Origin of the sequence: Streptomyces sp. 130 (assembly GCF_007096885.1) — a bacterium.
Classification (GTDB): domain Bacteria; phylum Actinomycetota; class Actinomycetes; order Streptomycetales; family Streptomycetaceae; genus Streptomyces.
The window spans coordinates 137617-158767 of sequence record NZ_VJNO01000004.1; the positions used below are offsets into that span (position 1 = coordinate 137617).

At 74.4% G+C, this 21151-nt stretch carries 12 protein-coding genes; 8 read left to right on the forward strand and 4 right to left on the reverse strand.

Annotated elements, in window-relative coordinates; genetic code table 11:
- Positions 1-327: 327 nt before the first annotated feature.
- The 8 genes from FKN01_RS05685 to FKN01_RS05720 all read left to right on the forward strand — a co-directional run bounded on the left by FKN01_RS05685 (position 328) and on the right by FKN01_RS05720 (position 16361).
- Entirely contained in the window at positions 328-3528 is a 3201-nt protein-coding gene (locus FKN01_RS05685; RefSeq protein ID WP_143617039.1) for a non-ribosomal peptide synthetase, read from the forward strand.
- Positions 3525-9053: a non-ribosomal peptide synthetase/MFS transporter gene (locus FKN01_RS05690; protein WP_143617042.1), complete on the forward strand. Its 5529-nt coding sequence runs from the start codon at positions 3525-3527 to the stop codon at positions 9051-9053. The genes FKN01_RS05685 and FKN01_RS05690 overlap by 4 nt, the downstream gene beginning before the upstream one ends.
- The gene (locus FKN01_RS05695) at positions 9050-10540 is read left to right on the forward strand and encodes a class I adenylate-forming enzyme family protein (protein WP_143617044.1); all 1491 of its coding nucleotides are present in this window, start codon (positions 9050-9052) and stop codon (positions 10538-10540) included. Before FKN01_RS05690 ends, FKN01_RS05695 begins: the two co-directional genes overlap by 4 nt.
- Entirely contained in the window at positions 10537-13569 is a 3033-nt protein-coding gene (locus FKN01_RS05700) for an amino acid adenylation domain-containing protein (protein ID WP_143617047.1), read from the forward strand. Before FKN01_RS05695 ends, FKN01_RS05700 begins: the two co-directional genes overlap by 4 nt.
- Positions 13566-13775, forward strand: coding sequence for an MbtH family NRPS accessory protein (locus tag FKN01_RS05705; RefSeq protein WP_143617049.1), 210 nt, complete (start codon positions 13566-13568; stop codon positions 13773-13775). The genes FKN01_RS05700 and FKN01_RS05705 overlap by 4 nt, the downstream gene beginning before the upstream one ends.
- The gene (locus FKN01_RS05710; RefSeq protein WP_143617051.1) at positions 13772-14032 is read left to right on the forward strand and encodes an acyl carrier protein; all 261 of its coding nucleotides are present in this window, start codon (positions 13772-13774) and stop codon (positions 14030-14032) included. The genes FKN01_RS05705 and FKN01_RS05710 overlap by 4 nt, the downstream gene beginning before the upstream one ends.
- Positions 14029-15447 carry a condensation domain-containing protein gene (locus FKN01_RS05715; protein WP_143617053.1) on the forward strand — a complete coding sequence of 473 codons (1419 nt, stop codon included), beginning with the start codon at positions 14029-14031 and terminating at the stop codon, positions 15445-15447. The genes FKN01_RS05710 and FKN01_RS05715 overlap by 4 nt, the downstream gene beginning before the upstream one ends.
- Before the next feature lie 173 nt (positions 15448-15620).
- Positions 15621-16361, forward strand: coding sequence for an SDR family oxidoreductase (locus FKN01_RS05720; protein WP_143617055.1), 741 nt, complete (start codon positions 15621-15623; stop codon positions 16359-16361).
- Between the two features lie 71 nt (positions 16362-16432).
- On the opposite strand, the gene FKN01_RS05725 is transcribed toward FKN01_RS05720, so the two are convergent.
- From FKN01_RS05725 to FKN01_RS05740, 4 genes are all read right to left on the reverse strand, one after another.
- Entirely contained in the window at positions 16433-17323 is an 891-nt protein-coding gene (locus FKN01_RS05725) for a GH25 family lysozyme (RefSeq protein WP_143617057.1), read from the reverse strand.
- A gap of 314 nt (positions 17324-17637) precedes the next feature.
- Entirely contained in the window at positions 17638-18408 is a 771-nt protein-coding gene (locus FKN01_RS05730) for a phosphatase PAP2 family protein (protein ID WP_143617059.1), read from the reverse strand.
- Entirely contained in the window at positions 18409-19362 is a 954-nt protein-coding gene (locus tag FKN01_RS05735) for a YihY/virulence factor BrkB family protein (protein WP_143617061.1), read from the reverse strand.
- Entirely contained in the window at positions 19362-21077 is a 1716-nt protein-coding gene (locus FKN01_RS05740) for a diacylglycerol kinase family protein (protein ID WP_143617063.1), read from the reverse strand. The genes FKN01_RS05735 and FKN01_RS05740 overlap by 1 nt, the downstream gene beginning before the upstream one ends.
- Positions 21078-21151 lie beyond the last annotated feature (74 nt).

The following is a 21151-nucleotide window of genomic DNA, read 5'->3' on the forward strand; positions in this document are numbered from 1 at the left end:
TAATTTGCGCCCAAGATCCAGCCGAAGGGATGAACGCCGCCCGGCCGAGGGTGGGGCGCTCTCTTCGGCCGGCCCGCATACGAGGGTCGGACTTATCAACTCCGTTTGTGTGTACAGGTCTTGCATTGACGCACGCGTGTGCTGTTCATAACATCGCAACACCTGAAGCCGTGAATGACCGGATCTCGCCGGTGGCGAGACCGTCAGGCCGCCGCGGTATCCCCGTGCCGCCGTGTCGCCCCGCCCCCCCCCACATGCTCCACACGTCCCCATTGACCTGAAGCAACCGCACACCACGCCGCTCGGCGTGCGCGCCGAGGGAGTCGGATGAGTACCCAGGCCGTCCAGTCGTACCTGACGCGTGGCCAGAAACGTCTGTGGTTCCTGCACCAGATGGACCCGGACGACGCCTCGTACAACATTCCACTCGTGCTGCGCCTCTCCGGGGAGCTGTCCGAACCCGCTCTGCGCGCGGCCTTCGACGCGGTGGCGGCCCGGCACGAGGCGCTCCGGAGCCGCTTCCCCGCCGAGGACGGCGAACCGGCCGCGCTGGTGGCCGCACCGGGCCCCGTGGACCTGGAACGCTGTGACCTGCGCGGTGAGGGCGACCGGCTCGCAACGCTGATCGCCGAGCGCACGAACCGCCCCTTCGACCTCGCCCGGGGCCCGCTGCTGCGCGTCGCCCTCTTCCGTACGGGAGACACCGAGCACGTCCTGTGCGTGGTCCTGCACCACATCGTCGCCGACGGCTGGTCGCTCAACGTCCTGCGGGACGAGCTGGCGGCGCACTACACCGCACATCTGCGGGGCCGGACCGCCGACCTGCCCGCCCCGCCCGCGCACCCGGCCGAGCAGGAGCGGGACGCGGACGAAGCGGGGGCGCACGAGGCCCTGGCCTACTGGCGGGAACGCCTGGACGGCGCGCCCGCCCTGGAACTCCCCCTCGACCGCCCCCGGCCCGAACACCCCTCGCCCGAGGGCGCCTTCCACACCCAGCTCCTCACCGGCGCCGGGCCCCTGATCGACGCCCTCGCCCGGGCCCGGCGCTGCACCCCGTTCATGGTGCTGCTGGCCGCATACCAGGCGACCCTGCACCGCTGCACCGGGCAGCGCGACTTCTGCGTCGGCGTCCCCACGGCGGGCCGCTCGGGCCCCGACGCCGAACAGGCCATCGGCTACTTCTCGCGGACCCTGGTGCTGCGGTCCGATCTCTCCGGGACGCCGACCTTCGCCGACCTGCTCCGCCGGGCCCGCACCACGGTGCTCGGCGCCTTCGCCCACGACCGCGTCCCGTTCGAGGAACTGGCCGAATCGCTGCGCCTGGACCGCGACCCCGGCCGCACCCCCCTGTTCCAGACGATGCTCACCGTCCACACCCAGGACGCCGGCCTGCTGCGCGACGCTTCCTTCGCCGGTCTGGGCTGCACCGAACTGGACCCGGGGATGCGGGCCTGCAAGTTCGACCTCACCCTCGACGTGCGCCGGGACGGCGAGGACGTGGTCGCCGTCTTCGGCTACCGCACGGACCTGCTCGACCGGGACCGGGTCGCCCGCCTCGCGCGCTGGTTCGAGACGCTGCTGCGCGGCGCGATGAACGGCCCGGACACGCCCGTGCACCTCCTGCCGCTGCTGGACGAGCCGGAACGCACCGCCCTGGAGGCGGCCGGCCGGGGCCCCGCGCTGCCCGGGGGCCCGTCCACCGTGCACGACGCCATCGCCCGGACCGTACGCGACCGCCCCGGCGCCCAGGCCCTGCGCGGGCGCGACGCCTCGCTCTCCTACGCCGAGCTGTGGGAGGGCGCGGGCAGGCTCGCCGGACGGCTGACCGCCGAGGGGGTGGGGCGCGGGGACGTCGTCGGAGTGCTGATGCCGCGCGGACCGCACGCCGTGACGGCGATGCTCGCCGCCTGGCGCGCCGGCGCCGCCTACCTCCCCCTGGACCCCGACTACCCGCCCGCCCGGATCGCGTACATGGCCGCCGACAGCGGCGCCCGCACCGTCCTGACGTCCCGCGGCACCACACCACCCGGGCTGCCCGGCGGCATCCGGACGCTGTACGTGGAGGACGCCGCCGGCACGGGCCCGGCGGGGGAGATGCCCGCAGGCCCCACCGTGCCCCTCCCCGACGACCCCGCGTACCTGGTCTACACCTCCGGTTCGACCGGCGAGCCCAAGGGAGTACTCGTCCCGCACCGGGCGCTGGCCGAGCGGGTGCGCTGGATGCGCGAGGGGTACGGGATCAGCGCCGAGGACCGCGTCCTGCACTGCGCGTCCCTCAGCTTCGACACCTGCGCCGAGGAACTGTTCCCCGCGCTGGCGGCCGGTGCCACCCTCGTCGTGGCGGACCCCGGCGCCCCCCTGCCCGACCAGCTGACCGAGGACTTCACCGCCGACGTCACCGTCATGGACCTGCCCACCCCGTACTGGCAGCACCTGGTCGGCGAGCCGGACGCCGTCGCCTGGCCGGACCGGCTGCGGCTGCTGATCCTGGGCGCCGACCAGGTCCAGGCGGCGGCCGTGGGCGCCTGGCGCGAGCGCTTCGGCGACCGGGTGCGCCTCGTCAACTCGTACGGCCCCACCGAGACCACCGTCATCGCCACGACCGCCGACCTCGGCGCCGCGGACACCCGCGCCCGGCCGCCCATCGGCACCCCGATCGGCGGCGTCACCGCCACCGTGTGCGACGAGCACGGCGGCCCGGTCCCGCCCGGCACCCCGGGCGAACTCCTCCTCGGCGGCACCGGGGTGACCCACGGCTACACCGGCCGGCCCGGCGCCACCGCGCGCGCCTTCGTGCCCGACCCGTACGGGCCGCCCGGCTCCCGCCGCTACCGGACCGGCGACCTGGTGCGCCGCCGGGCCGACGGCGCCCTGGAGTTCCTGGGCCGGCTGGACGGCCAGCTCAAGGTGCGGGGCTACCGCGTCGAGCCCGGGGAGACCGAGAACGCGCTCCTCGCGCAGCGCGGGGTCGCCGAGGCGGCGGTCGTCGCCCACCGCGACACCCTGGTCGCCTACGTGGTGCCCGCCGCCGCGGAACCGGTCGATCCCGTCGCCCTGCGCAGCGCCGTGGGAGCGCTCCTACCGGCGCACCTCGTACCCGCCGCCGTCCTCGTCCTGGACCGGCTGCCGCTCACCCCGAACGGCAAACTGGACCGCGCGGCCCTGCCCGCACCCGAGCAGCGCCCCGAACTCCGCGCCAGCTACCTCGCCCCGCGCACCGAGGCGGAGGAGCTGGTCGCAGACATCTGGCGCGAGGTGCTGGACATCGAACGGGTCGGCGCCCTGGACGACTTCTTCGACCTGGGCGGGCACTCCCTGCTCGCCACCCGGGTCATCGCGCGCGTCCGGGCCACCGCCGAACTCACCGTCCCCCTGCGCACCCTCTTCACCCACCGCACGGTCGCGGCCTTCGCCGAGGCCGTGGAGGCCGCCCTGACGGCCGAGATCGACGCCCTGTCGGAGGAGGAGGCCGCCGCCCTCCTCGCCTCGGACGGCGGCACCCTGGAAGGAACCGGTACGCCGTCATGAGCGACACCACCACATCCCCGGCCGGACTCTCCGACGCCAAGCGCGCCCTGCTCAGCCGCCGTCTCACGGCCGGCCGGGCCGCCGCGCCCCGCCCCGTGATCCCCCGGAGACCCGAGGGCGCCGTGCCGCCGCTCTCCTTCGCGCAGGAACGCCTCTGGTTCATGGAGCAGTTCGCGCCCGGCACCGCCGCGTACAACATCCCCGTCGCACGCCGGCTGCGCGGCGAACTGGACCGGGAGGCGCTGGCCCACGCCCTGGACACCGTCACCGCCCGGCACGAGACGCTGCGCTCCCGCTACCCGGCGACCGACGACGGCCGTCCGGTGCTGGAGATCGCCGCGCCCGGGCCCGCGCCGCTGCCCGTCGTCGAGGCGCGGGACGAGGACCACGCGGCCCGGCTCGTGGACGAGGCGGGGGCCGAGCCCTTCGACCTGGCCGCCGGCCCTCTGCTGCGCAGCCTGCTCGTCCGGGTGACCGACCGGGACCACATCCTGCTGCTGGTCGTCCACCACAGCGTCAGCGACGGCTGGTCCAGTGAGATCCTGATCTCCGAGATCCTGCGCTGCTACGCGGCCCGGGTCGCCGGAGAGGACGACCCGCTGCCCGAACTTCCGGTCCAGTACGGCGACTTCGCCCAGTGGCAGCGCGACCGGCTGAGCGGAGACGCGCTCGCCGCCGAGGTCGCCTACTGGGCGGACGAGCTCGCCGGAGTGGAACCGCTCGTCCTGCCCACCGCCCGGACCCGCCCGGCGCGGCAGACCTTCGACGGGGCGGGCTACGGATTCCAGGTGGAACGTGACCTCCTCGACCGGCTCGCCGCCCTGGGCAAGGCGCACGGCGCCACGGTCCACATGGTGCTGCTCGCCGCCTTCCAGGAACTCCTGGCCCGGTTCAGCGGCCAGCGCGACTTCGCCGTCGGCTCGCCCGTCGCCGGCCGCCCCGAACCGGAACTCGAGGGCCTGGTCGGCATGTTCGTCAACGTCCTGGCCCTGCGCGCCCGGCTCGACGGCGACCCCACCTTCGCCGAGCTGCTGACCCGCACCCGCGAGACCTGTCTGGAGGCCTACGCCCACCAGGAGCTGCCGTTCGCCCAGCTGGTCACCGAGCTGCGCGTGGAACGCGACGTCTCCCGCTCCCCGGTCTTCCAGGCGGTGCTCGCGGTCCAGAACTACGCCACCGGGCGCCAGGCCGCCGCCGGCCCGGGGCTCGATGTGGAGACCTACGGCCTGCGCGCCTCGGGCACCCGTTTCGACATCGAACTCTTCCTGATGGAGTGGCCGGACGGGCTGCGCGGCGCCTTCAACTACAACACCGACCTCTTCGCCGAGGAGGACATCGCCCGGATCGCCGCTCACCTCGACCGGCTGCTGCGCGCGGTCGCCGACCGCCCGGACGTGCCGCTGTCCGGACTCGACCTGCTCTCGGACGACGAACGCGCCCTGGAGACCGAGGACTTCAACCGTACGGAGGCGTCGGTCCCGGCCGGCGCCACCCTGGTCTCCCTCATCGCCGAGCAGATCGCGCGCACCCCCGACGCCCCCGCGGTGTCGGCCGACGAGCGCACCCTCACCTACGCCGGTCTGGACGCCGCCGCCGACCGCATCGCGGCCCGGCTCGTCGCGGCGGGCACCGGTCCCGGGGACGTCGTCGCCGTCGGTGCGCAACGCTCCGTCGAACTGGTCGCCGCACTCCTCGCCGTCCTGCGCACCGGCGCCTGCTACACCCCGCTCGACACCGAATACCCGCCCGAACGGCTCGCGTTCATGTTGCGCGACAGCGGCGCGCGGGTGCTCCTGACCCAGCGGTCCGTCCCGGTCCCCGAGGACTGCCGGGCCACCGTCCTCTTCCTCGACGACGAAGCCGATCCGCATCGCGGGAGCGCTCCCACGGTCCCGTGGTCGGCTCCGGCGCCCGACGATCCCGCGTACCTCATCTACACCTCCGGCTCCACGGGCCGGCCCAAGGGCGTGCCGAACACCCACCGCGCCATCGTCAACCGCCTGCTGTGGATGCAGCGGCGCTACCCCATCGGCCCCGAGGACTCCGTGCTGCAGAAGACGCCGGCCGGATTCGACGTCTCCGTCTGGGAGTTCTTCTGGCCGCTGATGACCGGCGCGCGCCTCGTGCTGGCCCGTCCCGGGGGCCAGAAGGACGCCGCCTACCTGACCGGCCTCATCCGCTCCGCGCCCGTGACCGTCGCCCACTTCGTCCCCTCCATGCTGCCGCTCTTCCTCGCCGAGGAGGACGCCGGGCGGTGCACGGCACTGCGCCGCGTCGTGTGCAGCGGCGAGGCGCTGCCGCCCGACACGGCGCGCGCCTTCCGCGAGGCGCTGCCCGGCTGCGCCCTGGCCAACCTGTACGGGCCCACCGAAGCGGCGGTCGACGTGTCGGCCTGGGAGTGCGAGGGGCCGTCGGACGTGGTGCCCATCGGCTTCCCGGTCGACAACATCCGCCTCTACGTCCTGGACCGGGCGCTGCGGCCGGTGCCCCCGGGCGCCCCCGGTGAGATCCACATCGCCGGGACCGGGGTCGCCCTCGGCTACCACCGGCGACCGGGGCTCACCGCCTGCCGGTTCGTCCCCGACCCGTACGGCCCGCCGGGATCGCGGCTCTACCGCACCGGCGACCTGGGCAGACGCCGCCCCGACGGGGCCCTGGAACACCTCGGCCGCATCGACCAGCAGGTCAAGCTGCGCGGACTGCGCATCGAACCCGGTGAGATCGAGTCGGCCCTGCGCGCCCTGCCCCCGGTGACCGAGGCAGCCGTCGTCGTGCGCGAGGACACACCGGGCGACAAGCGGCTCGCCGCCTACCTCGTCACGGCCGGCGACGAGCCCGCGCCCGACCCGCAGGACCTGCGCACCGCGCTCAAGCAGGTGCTGCCCGATTACATGGTGCCCGCCTCCTTCACCGCCCTGCCCGCCCTCCCGCTCACACCCAACGGGAAGCTGGACCGCCGAGCACTTCCGGCCCCGCAGATCCACCGGGCGGCCGGTGCGGCCGGCGCACCCGGCACCCCGGCGGAGCGGGTGCTCGCCACCATTTGGGCCGACGTGCTCGGCCTTGACGAGGTCGGTGTGGACGAGGACTTCTTCGACCTCGGCGGCCACTCGCTGCTCGCCACCCAGGTCGTCGCCCGCGCCCGGAAGCTGCTCCCGGAGGCGGGCGCCCGCCCGGTCAGCGTGATGGACCTGTTCACCTGCCGGACCGTCAGGGAGCTGGCCGCGCTGGCGGACACCCCCGAGGACGCCCGGGGCCCCCGCAGACTGCTGCACCGGCTCACCCCACAGGCCCCGGCCGGACGCCTGCGGGCCACCCTGGTCTGCGTCCCGTACGGCGGGGGCAGCGCGGTCGTCTACCAGCCCGTCGCCGACCTCCTGCCCGAGGGCTACGAGTTGTGGTCCGTCGCCATTCCGGGCCATGACGTCGGCGTCACCGAGGAACACCTGCCGTTCGGGGAACTCGCCGAGAGCCTGGCCGCCGAGATCCGCGAACGGGTCCGGGGCCCGCTGATCGTGTACGGGCACTGCGGTGTCGGCACCGCACTGGCCGTGGCGACCGCACGGCTCCTCGAAGCGTCCGGCCGCGAGCTCGAAGCGGTGTACGTGGGAGCGCAGTTCCCCTTCGCCAAGCCGCGCGGACGGGTGCTCGGCGCCCTCTCCAAGGTGGCGTCCCTGGAATCGCTGCTCGGCAACCGGGTGTACGTCAACTGGCTCACGGGCATGGGTGTGGACACCTCCCAGCTCGACCGCGAGCAGACCGAGTTCATCGTGGGCAACATGCGCCGCGACAGCCAGGCCGCCGAGGAGTACTTCACCGGGGCCATCGCGGACGTCGAGGCGGGCGCCCCCCGGCTGCGGGCCCCGCTGGTGTCACTCGTCGGCGACCGCGACCCGGCCGCCGACTTCTACCAGGAACGCTACCGGGAGTGGCTGCTCCTCGCGGAGCGCTCGGCGGTCGCGGTCATCGACCAGGGCGGTCACTTCTTCGTGAAGTACCGGGCCGCCGAGGTCGCCGAGGCGGTGACGAGCGTCCACGAGGCGATGCGCGCGGAGAGCACCGCGGCCCTGCCCGGGCGCGCCCCGGACGCGGCCTGGTGGTTCCACGCGGAGACCGGGCCACCGGGCGGCGCCGGGGCGGAGCCGGCAGACGACGACGCGCAGGCACCGGGCGCCCCCGCCCCGGGCGCCGCGCGGTTCCTCGCCGTGGTGCTCGGCCAGCTGGGGTCGATCGTGGGTTCCGCGCTCACCGAGTTCGCCCTGCCCATCTGGATTCTGCTGGAGACCGGTTCGCTCGCCCGGTTCGCGCTGTACTCGGTCGTCGCGATGCTGCCCGGAATCCTCGTCGGGCCGCTGGCCGGTGCCGTCGTGGACCGGTTCGACCGGCGCAAGGTCATGCTCGCGGGCGACCTCACGGCGGGGCTCAGCCAGGTGGCCATGCTTTGCCTGCTGCTGGGCGGTGCGCTGGACACCTGGTATCTGTACGTGCTGCTCGGCGGCCTCTCGGTGGCGCTCACCTTCCAGCGCCTCGCGTACAGCTCGGCGATCCCCCAGCTCGTCCCCAAGCGCTATCTCGGCCACGCCAACGGGGTCGTCCAGCTCGCCTTCGGCGCGGCGCAGTTCGTCGTACCCCTGGTCGCGGTGGCGCTGATGGCGGGCATCGGTCTGCGCGGCATCCTGATCCTCGACATCGCGAGTTACGTGGTCGCCGTCGCCGTACTCGTCTGCGTGCGGTTCCCGCGCACCCTGCCCTGGACCCGCCGGGAACCGGTCGTCGAGGAGATCAAACAGGGTTTCGCCTACACCTGGCGCCACCGCGGCTTCCGCTCGATGCTCCTGTGGTTCGCCGCGCTCAACCTCTTCCTGTCGCCGCTGTTCCTGCTGGTGACGCCCCTGGTGCTGTCCTTCGACGACCTGGACGGGGCGGCGGCGGTGGCCACGGCGGGCGGCGCCGGGGCCGTGGCGGGCGGGCTGATCATGGGGGTGTGGGGAGGACCCCGCAGACACCGGATGCGCGGCATGCTCGCGCTGGCCGGGGTGTTCGCCCTGGCCGGGGCGGTGACCGGGCTGCGGGCCGACCTCTGGGTGATCGGTGCCGGTGCCTTCGGGATGTCCTGCGCCATCGCCCTGGTCAACGGGGTCTACTCGACCATCGTCCAGGTGAAGGTCCCGCAGCGCTTCCACGGCCGCGTCTTCGCCCTGAACACCATGGTCGCCTGGTCCACCCTCCCCATCGGCCACGGACTCGTCGCGCCCCTGGGCGCGCGGCTGTTCGACCCGCTGCTGGCCGACGACGGGGCGCTGGCCGGCAGCGTGGGACAGGTGCTCGGCACGGGGCCGGGGCGCGGCATCGGCCTGATGTACCTGCTGTGCTGCCTGGCCATGCTGGCGCTGGTCGCCCTGGCCCTGCGGCTGCCGGTCCTCGCCCGCTTCGACCGCGACGTGCCGGACGCCGAACCCGACGACCTCATCGGTCTCCGGGAACGCGCCGCCGCCGCTGCCGCCTCCGCCGGGGCCGGCCGGTGAGCCCCGCCGCGCCCCCGGGCTCCCTGATCGAGCTGCTGGTCCACCGCGCCGCCCTCCACCCGGACCGCGTCGCCCTGCGCAACGGGCCGCGCGCCCTGGACTTCGGCACCTGGCGCGACCGGGCCGCCGCCCTCGCCCACGGCCTGCTCGCCCGGGGCCTGCGCCCCGGCGACCCGGTCGGGCTGCGCTACGGCAGTACGGAGTGGACCGATTACGCGGTCGCCTACTGCGGGGTGCAGTGGGCGGGCGGCATCGCCGTACCCCTGTCGGACCGGCTGGCTCCGGCCGCCGCCGCGCACACCGTCGAGGACAGCCGGTGCGCCGGCGTCCTGCACGGTGCCGGCGGGCCACCGCCCCGGCTGCCCGCCGGGTCGTGGCGGGCGTCCGCAGAGGACATCGGGACCGGGGCCGGGGACGGCCCGCCGCTGCCCGAGCCGTCCGCGCCCGCGCAGTACCTCTACACCTCCGGCACCACCGGCCTGCCCAAGGGCGTCCGGGCCAGCCACGCCAACCTCGCCCACGGCTGCACCCTGGACGAACGCCGCCGGCCGCTGCGGCACTCGCGCACCTTCCTGCACAGCTTCCCGATCGGCACCAACGCCGGGCAGACCATGCTCGTGAACTGCCTGGACACAGCGGCCACCGGTGTCGCCGCCCCGCAGTTCACCCCGCTGCGGTTCGCCCGGCTCATCGAGGAGCACGCCGTCGGCAGCGTCTTCCTGGTGCCCGCCACCGCCATCGAGCTGCTCGCGTCAACCGCCCTGACCCGCCGCGACCTCAGCACGGTCAAGCTGGTCGGCTCGACGGCGGCAGCCCTCCCGCAACCCGTCGCGCTACGGCTGGCGCAGGCCTTCCCCGGGGCGCAGATCGTCAACTACTACACCTCCACCGAGGCCGCCCCCGCCCAGATCACCCTGCTCTTCGACCCCGGCCGCCCCGACTCACCCGGCCGGCCCGCCTCACTCGCCCAGCTCCGCATCACCGACGCCGAAGGGCGCCCGGCCGCCACCGGCGAACCCGGCGAGATCTGGCTGCGCTCACCCACCGCGCCCCGCGCCTACCTGGGCGCCCCCGACGCGGACGCCGAGGTCTTCCGGGGCCGGTGGGTGCGCATGGGGGACATCGGGCGGCTCGACGCGGACGGCTACCTCCACCTGCTCGACCGGGAGCGCGACGTCATCAAGTCCGGCGCCCACAAGGTGTCCACGATCCAGGTCGAGAACGCCCTCCACGCCCACCCGGACGTCGCCGACGCGGCGGCCTTCGGCATCCCGCACCCCGTGCTGGGCAGCGTCGTCGCCGCCGTCGTCGTCCCCCGACAGGGCGAACCGGACATCCCCCGGCTGCGGGCCTTCCTGCTCGACAGGCTCGCCGCGCACGAGCTGCCGGCCAGGATCCTCTTCCGCGACACCCTGCCCCGCAACGAGGGCGGCAAGGTCCTCAAACGCGAACTCCACCGGCTCCTGGACGACGAGGCGACCCCATGACCCCCTCCTCCGCATCACCCGCCCCGCTCGACCCGGCCCAGCACGGGCTCTGGGTCACCGAACAGACCCTCGACACCGCATCGGCGTACCACCTCAGCCTGGCCCTGCACCTGCACGGCCCGCTGGACCCGGCAGCCCTGGCGGCGGCCTGGGACGTCTACGTACGGGCCACCCCCGTCCTCGCCCTCCGGACCGGTCCCACCGGGCCGGACCTCCTCCCCGGCGCGACACCGCCCCTGCGGCTGGTCACCGCCGCACCCGGCGACCTCGGCAAGCTCCGCGACGAGGAGACCGCCGCCCCCTTCGGGCCGGGCGAGGCCCTGACCCGCGCCACGCTGTTCACCACCGCCCCGGACCGCCACCTCCTGCTGGTGGTCGCCCACCACCTGGTCTTCGACGGCGAGTCCAAGGACCTCCTGGTCACCGGAGTGGCCCGGGCCTACCGGGCGGTGACGGGGGAGGGCCGCCCGCCCGCCCCGGCCGAGGCACCGGCACCCGCCCGGCCCGTCTCCGAAGCGGCCGTCCACGACGCGGCCCGCTTCTGGGCCGGCCGCTGGCGCGACACCCCGGCGCCCGCCCTCCCCGGCCTCACCGCCCACCACGCGGACCCCGTCGCCCCGGCACCCGGCGGCGTCTGCGGCTTCCGGCGCGCCGGGGAATGGCACGCCCGCCTGGTGACCGCCGCCGCCGCGCTCGGCGTCACCCGGTTCGAACTCCTCACGGCGGCCTGGCACGCCCTGCTGCTGCGCTACGGCGACACCGCCCCGGCCACCGCGATCGAACTCTCCACCCGGGTGCCCGGCGCGCCCCGACAGGTCGGCCTGCACGTCAACGAACTGCCCCTCTTCACCGCCCCGCGCCCGGAGCTCACCTTCGCGGACTTCGCCCACGAGGTCCGGGCCGGGCTGCGCGCACTCTACGCCCACCGGACCGTCCCCCTCAGCCGTGCGGTGCGCGGACTCACCCCGCGCACCGCGCTCTGCCCGGTCTCCCTCAGCTACCGCCGGCGCGACACCTCCCGGCCCGCCGACTTCGGCCCCGGCATCGAGGTGCGCACCGAGTGGACCGGCTTCGCGCACACCGCCCGCAACATCGCCCACCTCCAACTGGTCGACGCCCCCGACAGCCTGGAAGGCAGCCTGCAATACCGGACCGCGGCCTTCGAGAGCGAGGCGCCCTCCCGCGTCCTGGACCACTTCCTCACCCTGCTCGACGGGGCCCTGGCCGCGCCGGACACCACCCTCGGCCGGCTGCCGCTCCTGCCGCCCGGGGAACGTGCGACGCTGCTCGCCGACACCACCCGCGCCCCGGGGAACGCCCGGGCCTCCCTGCCCGCGCTGTTCGCCGCCCAGGCCGCCGCGACCCCGGACGCCGTCGCCGTCATCGAGGGCGAGACCACCCTCACGTACGCCGAACTCGACGCGGCCGTGCGCCGCCGCGCCCACCGGCTGCGCGCCCACGGGGCCGGCCCCGGTGCCCTCGTCGGCATCGCCCTGCCCCGCTCGGCCGCCCAGCTCGTCGCCGCACTCGGCACCCTCACCGCCGGCGCCGCCTACCTGCCGCTCGACCCCGAGCACCCGGCGGAGCGCCTGGCGTTCCTCCGCGCCGACTCCGGGATCACGCTGGAGACCGCCACCGACCCGAGGCGCGAGGACCTGGCACGGCTCCCCGACGCCCCGGCGGCGCCCGCTCCGCCCGCCCTCACGGACCCCGCCTATGTGCTGTACACCTCCGGCTCCACCGGTGCGCCCAAGGGCGTCGAGGTGTCGCACGCGGCCCTCGCCAACCTCCTCGCGGCGCTGCGCGACACGACCGGCACGGGCCCCGGCAGCCGCTGGCTCGGGCTCACCTCGCTCTCCTTCGACATCTCCACCGTCGAACTCTTCCTGCCGCTGGTCACCGGCGGCACCGTCGTCCTCGTCCCCGAGGGGCGCCACCGCGACGGCACCGCGCTCGCCGAGCTGGTCGACCGGCACCGCCTCACCCACGTACAGGCCACCCCCAGCGGCTGGCGCACCATGCTCGCCGGCGGGCTGCACGCACCGGACGTGGTGGCACTGACCGGGGGAGAGGCCCTGCCCGATGCCCTCGCCCGCGAACTGCGCACCGCCGTGGGCCGTCTGGTCAACGTGTACGGGCCGACCGAGACGACCGTCTGGTCCACCGCCGCCGAGCTGGGGCCCGAGGACCCCGTCACCATCGGCCGCCCGCTGGCCAACACCCGCGCCTACGTCCTGGACGCCCGGCTCCAGCCCATGCCGAGAGGGCTGACGGGCGAGCTGTACATCGGCGGCGACGGTGTCGCCCACGGCTACCGGGGCCGCCCCGGACTCACCGCCGCCCGCTTCGTCCCGGACCCGTTCGGCCCGCCGGGCGCCCGCCTCTACCGCACGGGCGACCTGGTCCGGCTCACCGAAGACGGCCGCATCGCCTTCGCGGGCCGGTCGGACACCCAGGTGAAGGTGCGCGGCCACCGCATCGAACTCGGTGAGATCGACGCCGCCCTCGGCAGCCACCCCCAGGTCGCGCAGGCGGTGACGGTGCTGCGGGAGGGCCCGGACGACGGGCCCGGACGACTGGTCGCCTATGTGGTGCCCGCGCCGCCCGGCGTAGCGCCGGCCCCCGGGACGCTGCGCGACCACCTGGCCCGGAAGCTGCCCGCGGCGGCCCTGCCCGACGCGTACCTGGCGCTCGACGCGATGCCGCTCACCCCCAACGGCAAACTCGACCGGGCCGCCCTGCCCGAACCGCCGCGTGAGCGGACCACCGGTGAGACGCCCGCGTCCGCAGGCGACGAAGGCGTCACCGCCACCGTCCTCGCCATCTGGCGCGAGGTGCTGGACCTCGACGACCTCGGCGCCGACGAGGACCTGTTCGACCTCGGTGGCCACTCCCTCACCATCACGGCCATCGCGGGCCGCATCCGCAAGGAGTACGGCGTCGCCGTGCCCTTCGACGTCTTCTTCGACACTCCCACCGTCCACGGTGTCGCCGCGTGCGTCGCCGAACTCATCGAGGAGAACCAGTGAGCACATCCGCCCTCCGCTATCTGGTGGCCGTCAACGACGAGGAACAGCACGCACTTTGGCCCTCCGGAACCCCCTTGCCCGCCGGATGGCGGCCGGAGGGGTTCACCGGCACGGAGGAGGAGTGCATGGCCCACGTCGATCAGGTGTGGCCCGACATCAGGCCCCTGAGCCTGCGCCGCCGGCTGGCCGGGAGGGAGGACAGTTGAGCACCGCCCACGGCCCGGTCACCGAGGCACGCGCACGGCTCGCCGGGCTGATCAGCGACGCCATGGACGGGCAGCTCACCGCGGCCGAGATCCTCGCCGCCCGGGGGACACTCACCGAACTCGGCGTCACCTCCCTGGCGTTGCTCCGGCTCGCCGACGCCGTGGAGGACGAGCACGGCATCGAACTCGACCTGGCCGACCCGGCGTTCTACCAGGAGAGCGTCGACAGCCTGGCCGCCAGGCTGGTGACCGGATGAACGGCCTCGCCACCGCCCGTACCCTGCACATCCCCTTCGCCGGCGACCGGGCGGGCACGGCACCCCTCACCTGGGGCCAGCGGGCGATCTGGAACGCGATCCTGCGCACCGCGCCCAACGACGTCTACTTCAACATCGGGCGCCTTCTCCCGCTGGGGGAGCGCGGACGGGTCACGGACCTGCGCCGGCTCGCCACCGCGCTCACCGCCCTCCTGGAACGCCACGAGGCGCTGCGCACCCGGCTGTACGACGGCGAGGACGGCGACCCCCGCCAGTCGCTCACCGACTGCGGTGCCCTCCCGGTCACCGTGGTGGACGAGCCCGACCCCGACCGGACCGAGGCCACCGCACGCGCCCTGCTGGACGAGATGACCGCCACCCGCTTCGACTACGCGCGGGAGTGGCCGCTGCGCGTCGGCGCCGTCTGCCACCGGGGCCGGGTGACACACGCGGCGCTGGTCCTCTGCCACCTCGCGGCCGACGGCCACGCCGCCGAGCAGGTGGTACGCGACCTGCGGCTGCTGATCCGCCGGGGCTCGGCCGGGCGGGCCCCGCGCACCAACCCCCTCGACCTCGCCCGGTACCAGCACGGGCCGGCCGGTGTGCGCCGCAGCGAGCGGGCCCTCGCCCACTGGGAGAGCTTCTACCGGACCATGCCGCCGACGATGTTCCCCCGCCAGGCCGCCGCACCCCGCACGCCCCGGTTCTGGAGCGGCCGGCTGGTGTCCGAGGCGCTGATGAGCGCGACGGACACGCTCGCGGCCGAGCACCGGGTCAGCGGATCGACGGTCCTGATGACCGCCCTGGCCGCGCTGGCCGCCGCCGAGGGCGGACATCCGGCGGCGGCCATGATGCCCATCGTCGCCAACCGGGCCGCCGAGGACCGGCGGGACCTGGTCGCCATGCTCTCCCAGGACGCCCCGTTCCTGCTGGACACGACCGGCGCCGAACGGTTCACGGACCTGCTTCCCGCGGCGTGGCGCGCGGCCCTGGCGGGATACCGGGCCGCGTCCTACGACCCGGTCGCCTGGGAGGACCTGCGCGAACGCGTCGGCCGGGAGCGCGGCACCCCCGTACACCCGTACTGCTGCTACAACGACCAGCGGTTCTTCGTACGGCCGCCGGACGAGGGGCCGCCGCCCAGCGCGGCGGAGCTGCGCGCGGCACGGTCGCGTACCGAGTTCGGCTTCCCGGCCACCGAGGACAAGCTGGGCTGCCGGTACTGCGTCCACGTCACCGAGGAGGAGGGCGTCCTCGCCGTCATGCTCACCGCCGACACGGCCTACCTCCCGCCGCCCAGGATCAGGGCGCACCTGTGGGCGCTGGAGGAGGTGGTCGTCGCCTCGGCGTGCGGCGAGGCCCCGCTCCTGGCCGGCTTCCCCGATCTCCTGGCCCGCGCGGAGGCCGCCGCCTGACGGGCCGGCAGCCGGCTCGCGAGCCGCTTCTCCGGCCGTGCCCGGCAGGCCGGCGTCCAGCGCTGGGCCGTACGGGTCACGAGCTGCCGGACCGCCGGGTCACGGGAGGTGCGGCCGGGAGCCCGGGGCTTACGGTGGCGGCCGGCCGCACCCGGCTCACGAAAGGCTCGCCCATGAAGATCACGGTCGTCGGCGGTACCGGACTGATCGGCTCCCAGCTCGTGTCCAGGCTGCGCGAGGCCGGACACACGGCGCGACCCGCCTCCCCGTCGACCGGTGTCGACCTGCTCACCGGCCAGGGCCTCGGAGAGGCGCTCGCCGGCGCGGAGACGGTCGTCAACGTCACCAACTCGCCCACGTTCGACGCGGCGTCCCCCGATTTCTTCCGCACGACCATGGGGAACCTGCTGACGGCCGGAGAGCAGGCCGGTGTCCGGCACCAGGTCGTGCTGTCGATCGTCGGTGTCGACCGGGTGCCCCAGCTGGACTACTACCGGGCGAAGACGCTCCAGGAGGAACTGCTGCGCAACGGGCCCACCGCGTACTCCGTCGTGCGGGCCACGCAGTTCTTCGAGTTCATGGACGCCGTGATGTCGTGGACCTCCGACGAGGACACCGTCCGGCTGCCCGCCACACGCCTCCAGCCCATCGCGACGGCCGACGTGGTCGCCGCCCTCGCGGACACCGCCACCGGCGCCCCGCTGAACGGGACGGCCGACGTGGCGGGCCCCGACGTCCTCCCCCTCGACGAGCTCGGGCGCCTCACCCTGGCAGCCCGGGGCGACCGCCGCACCGTGGTCACGGACGACCGGGCGGGGATGTTCGCGGCAGTGGCGGGCGATGCGCTGATCGCGGGCCCCGGGGCACACATCGCTCCGACCTCGTACCGGGAATGGCTCGCCCAGGCCCGCTGAGACGGAAGGGCGGCCACACGGTGCGGGCCGGAAGCCCGCACCGTGTGGCCGCCCTCTTTCCGGCCGGTTTCTCAGGTGTTGTTGGCCAGAGCCAGCAGCCGGGTGGCGTCACCGTTGAACCGGTCGCGGTCCACGGCTCCCGAAATGCCGCCCACCGAACCGGAGTCGGTGTACTGCCAGAACGTCCAGTACGGGAAGCCCTTCGGAATGGTCGGGCTCGCCGCGCTCGTCCAGTGCGCCGCGAACAGCGGGCTGCGGGCCGACATGCCGCTCCAGCCACCCGTGCACGAGTTCCACCAGCTCGCGCTGGTGTAGATGACGACATCGCGGCCCGTCTTGGCCTTGTACGTGTTGTAGAAGTCGAGGATCCACGACTGCATGGCGGAAACCGACTTGCCGTAGCAGCCGCCCTCCAGGTCGAGCATCCCGGGAAGGGTCAGGTTGTCCCGCGACCACGCGCCGCCGTGGCCGGCGAAGTAAGTGGCCTGGGCCGCTCCGCTGGACAGGTTGGGACGCGCGAAGTGGTACGCGCCCCGGATCACCTTCGCGTTGTAGGCGTTGAGGTAGTTGGCGTTGAAATTGGGGTCCTTGTAGGTGGTGGACTCGGTGGCCTTGATGTAAGCGAACTTGATGCCCGCGTTCTTCACCGAGGACCAGTTGATCGAGCCCTGGTAGTGCGAGACGTCGATGCCGGGGAGCGACGTCGCCTGGATGGAGGTGCCGGTCTCCGGGGTGAGGTCGACGCGCCGCTCGTCCGGGGCGAACGTGTCGCCGTCGGCGAGGTAACCGGCGCCCATGTATCCGTCGCCGAGCGGGATGGCGGCACCGGACGACACGGGCGGCTGCGGCGACGCCGACGCCGGCACGGCGGTGACGGTGGGCACGGCCACCAGGCCGATACCGACGGCACCGAGGGCCACCAGCTTGCGGAGTGCGGGTCTGCGGCTGCGGATCGATAACACGGGAGCCTCCTGGGGTGAGCGGCCTGAGGGGGATCTACTCGCGTAGCACGTGGAGCGGTTCCGAGCGTAGCGGCGGGTCGGGGGGATGGCCTGTCACGGAGTGCGGGGGAACCGCTTTCTTGACGAGGGCACGCCACGAGTGACGCATGAACACCACTGCGTCGTAAAGGGCTTTGGGGCGGTCTCTGTGGTCCAGTCCAGTGAAGAATCCTTCGAGCTGGGGTGACACCGCCAACCGGGTGAGAAGTTTCACTCCGCTGAAACCCCGGCGCGCGCCCGGCGGTCCGGGAGGCGGACACCATGGCGCCCCGCCCTCACCGTTCCGGGGAGGCGTCCGTCAGCTCGGGCTCCAGGCCCTCCGTCATCTCGCTCCGCCCCAGACCGGATTCGGCGCGCCACGCCTCGAAGGCCCAGGCGGTCCACGCCACCACGGCCAGCCCGAGCAACCAGCCGCCGACCACATCGCTGAACCAGTGGACACCCAGCGCGACCCGGGTGAAGCCGACACCGAGCACCGACAGCACCGCCACCGCCCAGCACACCGCCCGGCCCCGCCGGGGCACCAGCGGCAGCAGGACCAGCAGCAGCACGGCGAACGTCGTCGTGGCGGTCATCGCGTGCCCCGACGGGAACGAGAAGCCCGGCGCCCGTGCCACCGGGTCCTCCAGCGAGGGCCTGGCCCGCTCGACCACCACCTTGACCAGGAGGCCCGTCAGCCCCCCGGCCACCGCCGTGACGGCGGACCAGGCCGCCAGCCGCCAGGCCCGCCGGTACAGCAGCCAGCCGGTCAGGACCGCGACCGCGCAGCGCAGCGTCAGCGGGTCCCAGACCCAGTCCGACAGGAACCGCAGCGCGCTCGTCCAGGCCGGGTGGTCGAGCGCCGTGCGGTGCAGCCGGCCGGCCGCGCCCGAGTCCACCGCCCGCAACGGCCGCCAGTGCCCCTCCACGAGGACCAGCACCAGCGCGAACGGCACCGCGGACACCGCCGCCACGGCGGCGGCCCCGAGCAGGCGCACGCCGAACGCGCGGTCCGCCGCCCGGCGCCGGTGCTCCCGCAGCAGGCGGGTGGTGGCTCGTACAACCATTCATGCTCCCGGATCGGCTTGTATCGGACCGGGCCGGCGGGCGCGGACAGCCTCCAGCTGCGCCGCGAAGGACAGCCCGAGGAACAGGGCGATGGAGGTCAGATAGGCCCACAGCAGCAGCGACATGAAGGCGCTCAGCGGGCCGTAGACCGTGTCGAAGGAGCCGCTGAGGGAGAGGTACTGGCTCAGCAGATACGTCAGCGCCGTCCACAGCACCAGGTACAGGGCCGCGCCGAACGCCAGCCAGGTGTAGCCGGGCTGGTTGCGGCGCGGCGAGCGGCGGAAGATCGCGCTCGCCGACAGCAGTGCGAGGAGCAGCCCGCACGGCCAGCGCAGCAGGTCCCAGGTGGTGCGCGCCGTGTCGCTGAGGTGGTAGACCGTCGCGGCGGCCGTGACGAGGTCGCCGCCGACGACCATCAGGATGAACCCGAGCCCCAGCGGGATTCCGGCCGTCAGCGACATCACCAGGCCCCGGAAGTACTTCCGGTGGAAGGGGCGGTCGCGCTCGACCCCGTAGATGCGATTGGCCCCGCGCTCTATCTGGCACATCGCGGTCGTCACGTTGACCAGCGAGAACAGCAGACCGAACCAGAGCGTGAGCTGAGCCCCCTCACCGGCCCGCCGGCGGCTGCGGTCGAGCGCGTCGTCCACCACATCGGCGCTCGGTCCCGCCGCGATCCGATGGATCGTCAGCTCGGCGAGCCGGCCGATGTTCTCGGTGTGCAGCGAGGCCGAGAGCCCGACGAATGCGATCACCAGCGGTATGACCGCGAGCACCGTCTGGAGGGCCAGCGCCCGCGAGTGGCTGAACCCGTCCGCGTAGCGGAAACGTATGAACGAGTCACGGACCAGCGGCCAGCGGCCGTAGCGGCGCAGCGAGGCCAGCGCCTCGTCGGCGGTCAGCTCGTCGCCCGACATGTCACGGGTCTGCGGGACCCGGGTCGCGGTGCCCATCACTCACCCCCCGACGGCAGCAGGACCCTGAGCGCCCCCGGACGCACCTCGGCCACGAGCCGGCGGCCCCTGCCCACCGGGTCGCCGTCCAGCTCCCTCGACTGCGGGGAGGCGAACCGGAGTTCGGCGCGGCGGAAGGTGAAGTACGCCACGGTCGCGTCGGCACGGCCGCCCGGCTTCGGGCGCCCGCGCAGCACCGCCCCGACGGCGCGCAGCCAGCCGCCCGGGCCGTGCGGGTCGAACACCGCCAGGTCCAGGACCCCGTCGTCGGGCTCGGCGGCCGGGACCAGGGTGGCCCCGCCCTGTACGTCGCCGATGTTGGCGAGCAGCACCATCCGCGCCGTGCGGCGCAGCACCGGCCCGTCGTCCAGCCGGACGGACACCGACATGCGCGGCGCCCGCAGACTGCGCAGCCCGGCGACCACGTACGCGGGCCAGCCGATCGCGGCCTTCGCCGCGCTGCCGGTGTTCTCCAGCATGGCGGCGTCCAGGCCCGCCCCGGACATCGCGGTGAAGTGGGTGGCGGGCAGGCCGTCGCCCTCGATCCGGCCGAGGTCGATCCGGCGCTCGCTGCCCGACAGCGCCGCGGCCAGCGCATCGACGGGCGACACCGGCAGGCCCAGGTTCCGGGCGAGCAGATTGCCCGTACCGCACGGGACCACGGCCATCGGGACCCCCGTCCCGGCCAGCCGGTCGGCAGCCGCCCGGATCGTTCCGTCGCCCCCGCACACCACGACCAGCGACGCGCCCGCGCGCACCGCCGCCGCGGCCTGGCCGCCGCCCGGGTCGTCGGCGGTGGTGTCGACGAACTCCGCGGCGTGGCGCCCGTGCTGCTCCAGGACGAGCCGCAGCGTCTCGCGCAGCAGCTCGTCGGTCACCGTCGGGTTGACCACGACCACCGTGCGGCCGGCGACCTGCCGGGCATGCTCGGCGGCCGTCTCCTGGGCGATCTCCATCGCGTTCTTCGGGACCGGGGCCGGGCTCGTGCCCTCGGCCAGCAGGGTCCGGCCCGCCACCAGGAGGGACAGGGCTCCGTTCAGCATGCCGCCGAGCACGTCGGTGGGGTGGTGCATCCCCCGGTAGAGCCTGGCGAGCCCCACCAGCAGGGGGACGAGCAGCAGCAGCCCGGCGAGCGCCTTGTGACGTCGGCCGCGCCCGCCGGGAAGGAGGGCCAGCACGGCCAGGCCCGCGTAGAGGGCCGTCGCGGCCCCGGTGTGCCCGGAGGTGTAGCTCGCCGTCGGCGGTGACGCGTCGAGCCGGTCCACATCGGGCCGGTCACGGTCCACGCACACGGTGATGACCAGGAACACCAGGGACTGGAGCGAGACGCCGACGGCCAGGAACACGGCCTGGCGCCAACTCGGGAGCCGGGGGAGAACCACCAGGCCCAGGCAGACCAGGACGGTGATCACGATGATCGTGAGGGTGTTGCCGGCCTCCGACGCGACGAATGACATATCGGTCAGGGGCCCGGTCCGCAGCCGCTCGAACCCCTCGTTGACGTCGTCCTCGACGCTCAGCGGCCAGACCGTCCGCGCGGGACCGGTGATCAGGAGCCCGAGCCCCACCATCAGCGCCGCCTGCCCCAGGGTGAGCGCGGCGAGGCGCGGAACGGCCGTGCGCAGGCCGGTCGTCAGGGCGGGGGAGCGGCCCGGACCGGCGGGGGAGCGGGACCCCGCCGGCCGGACGGGTCTCTCGGGCTGGGTGGCAGACATGAGTCCCCCCTGTTCGGCGGTGGGGAAGGCTTCGCGCCTTCCGGTGCACCGCCGTCTGCCCCGTAATCCGCCCG

Bases quoted from the DNA above. Each gene is read 5' to 3' on its own strand.
- FKN01_RS05690 (WP_143617042.1), top strand. From the start codon at position 3,525: ATGAGCGACACCACCACATCCCCGGCCGGACTCTCCGACGCCAAGCGC.
- FKN01_RS05685 (WP_143617039.1), top strand. From the start codon at position 328: ATGAGTACCCAGGCCGTCCAGTCGTACCTGACGCGTGGCCAGAAACGT.
- FKN01_RS05730 (WP_143617059.1), bottom strand. From the start codon at position 18,408: ATGGTTGTACGAGCCACCACCCGCCTGCTGCGGGAGCACCGGCGCCGG.
- FKN01_RS05740 (WP_143617063.1), bottom strand. From the start codon at position 21,077: ATGTCTGCCACCCAGCCCGAGAGACCCGTCCGGCCGGCGGGGTCCCGC.
- FKN01_RS05715 (WP_143617053.1), top strand. From the start codon at position 14,029: ATGAACGGCCTCGCCACCGCCCGTACCCTGCACATCCCCTTCGCCGGC.
- FKN01_RS05720 (WP_143617055.1), top strand. From the start codon at position 15,621: ATGAAGATCACGGTCGTCGGCGGTACCGGACTGATCGGCTCCCAGCTC.
- FKN01_RS05700 (WP_143617047.1), top strand. From the start codon at position 10,537: ATGACCCCCTCCTCCGCATCACCCGCCCCGCTCGACCCGGCCCAGCAC.
- FKN01_RS05735 (WP_143617061.1), bottom strand. From the start codon at position 19,362: ATGGGCACCGCGACCCGGGTCCCGCAGACCCGTGACATGTCGGGCGAC.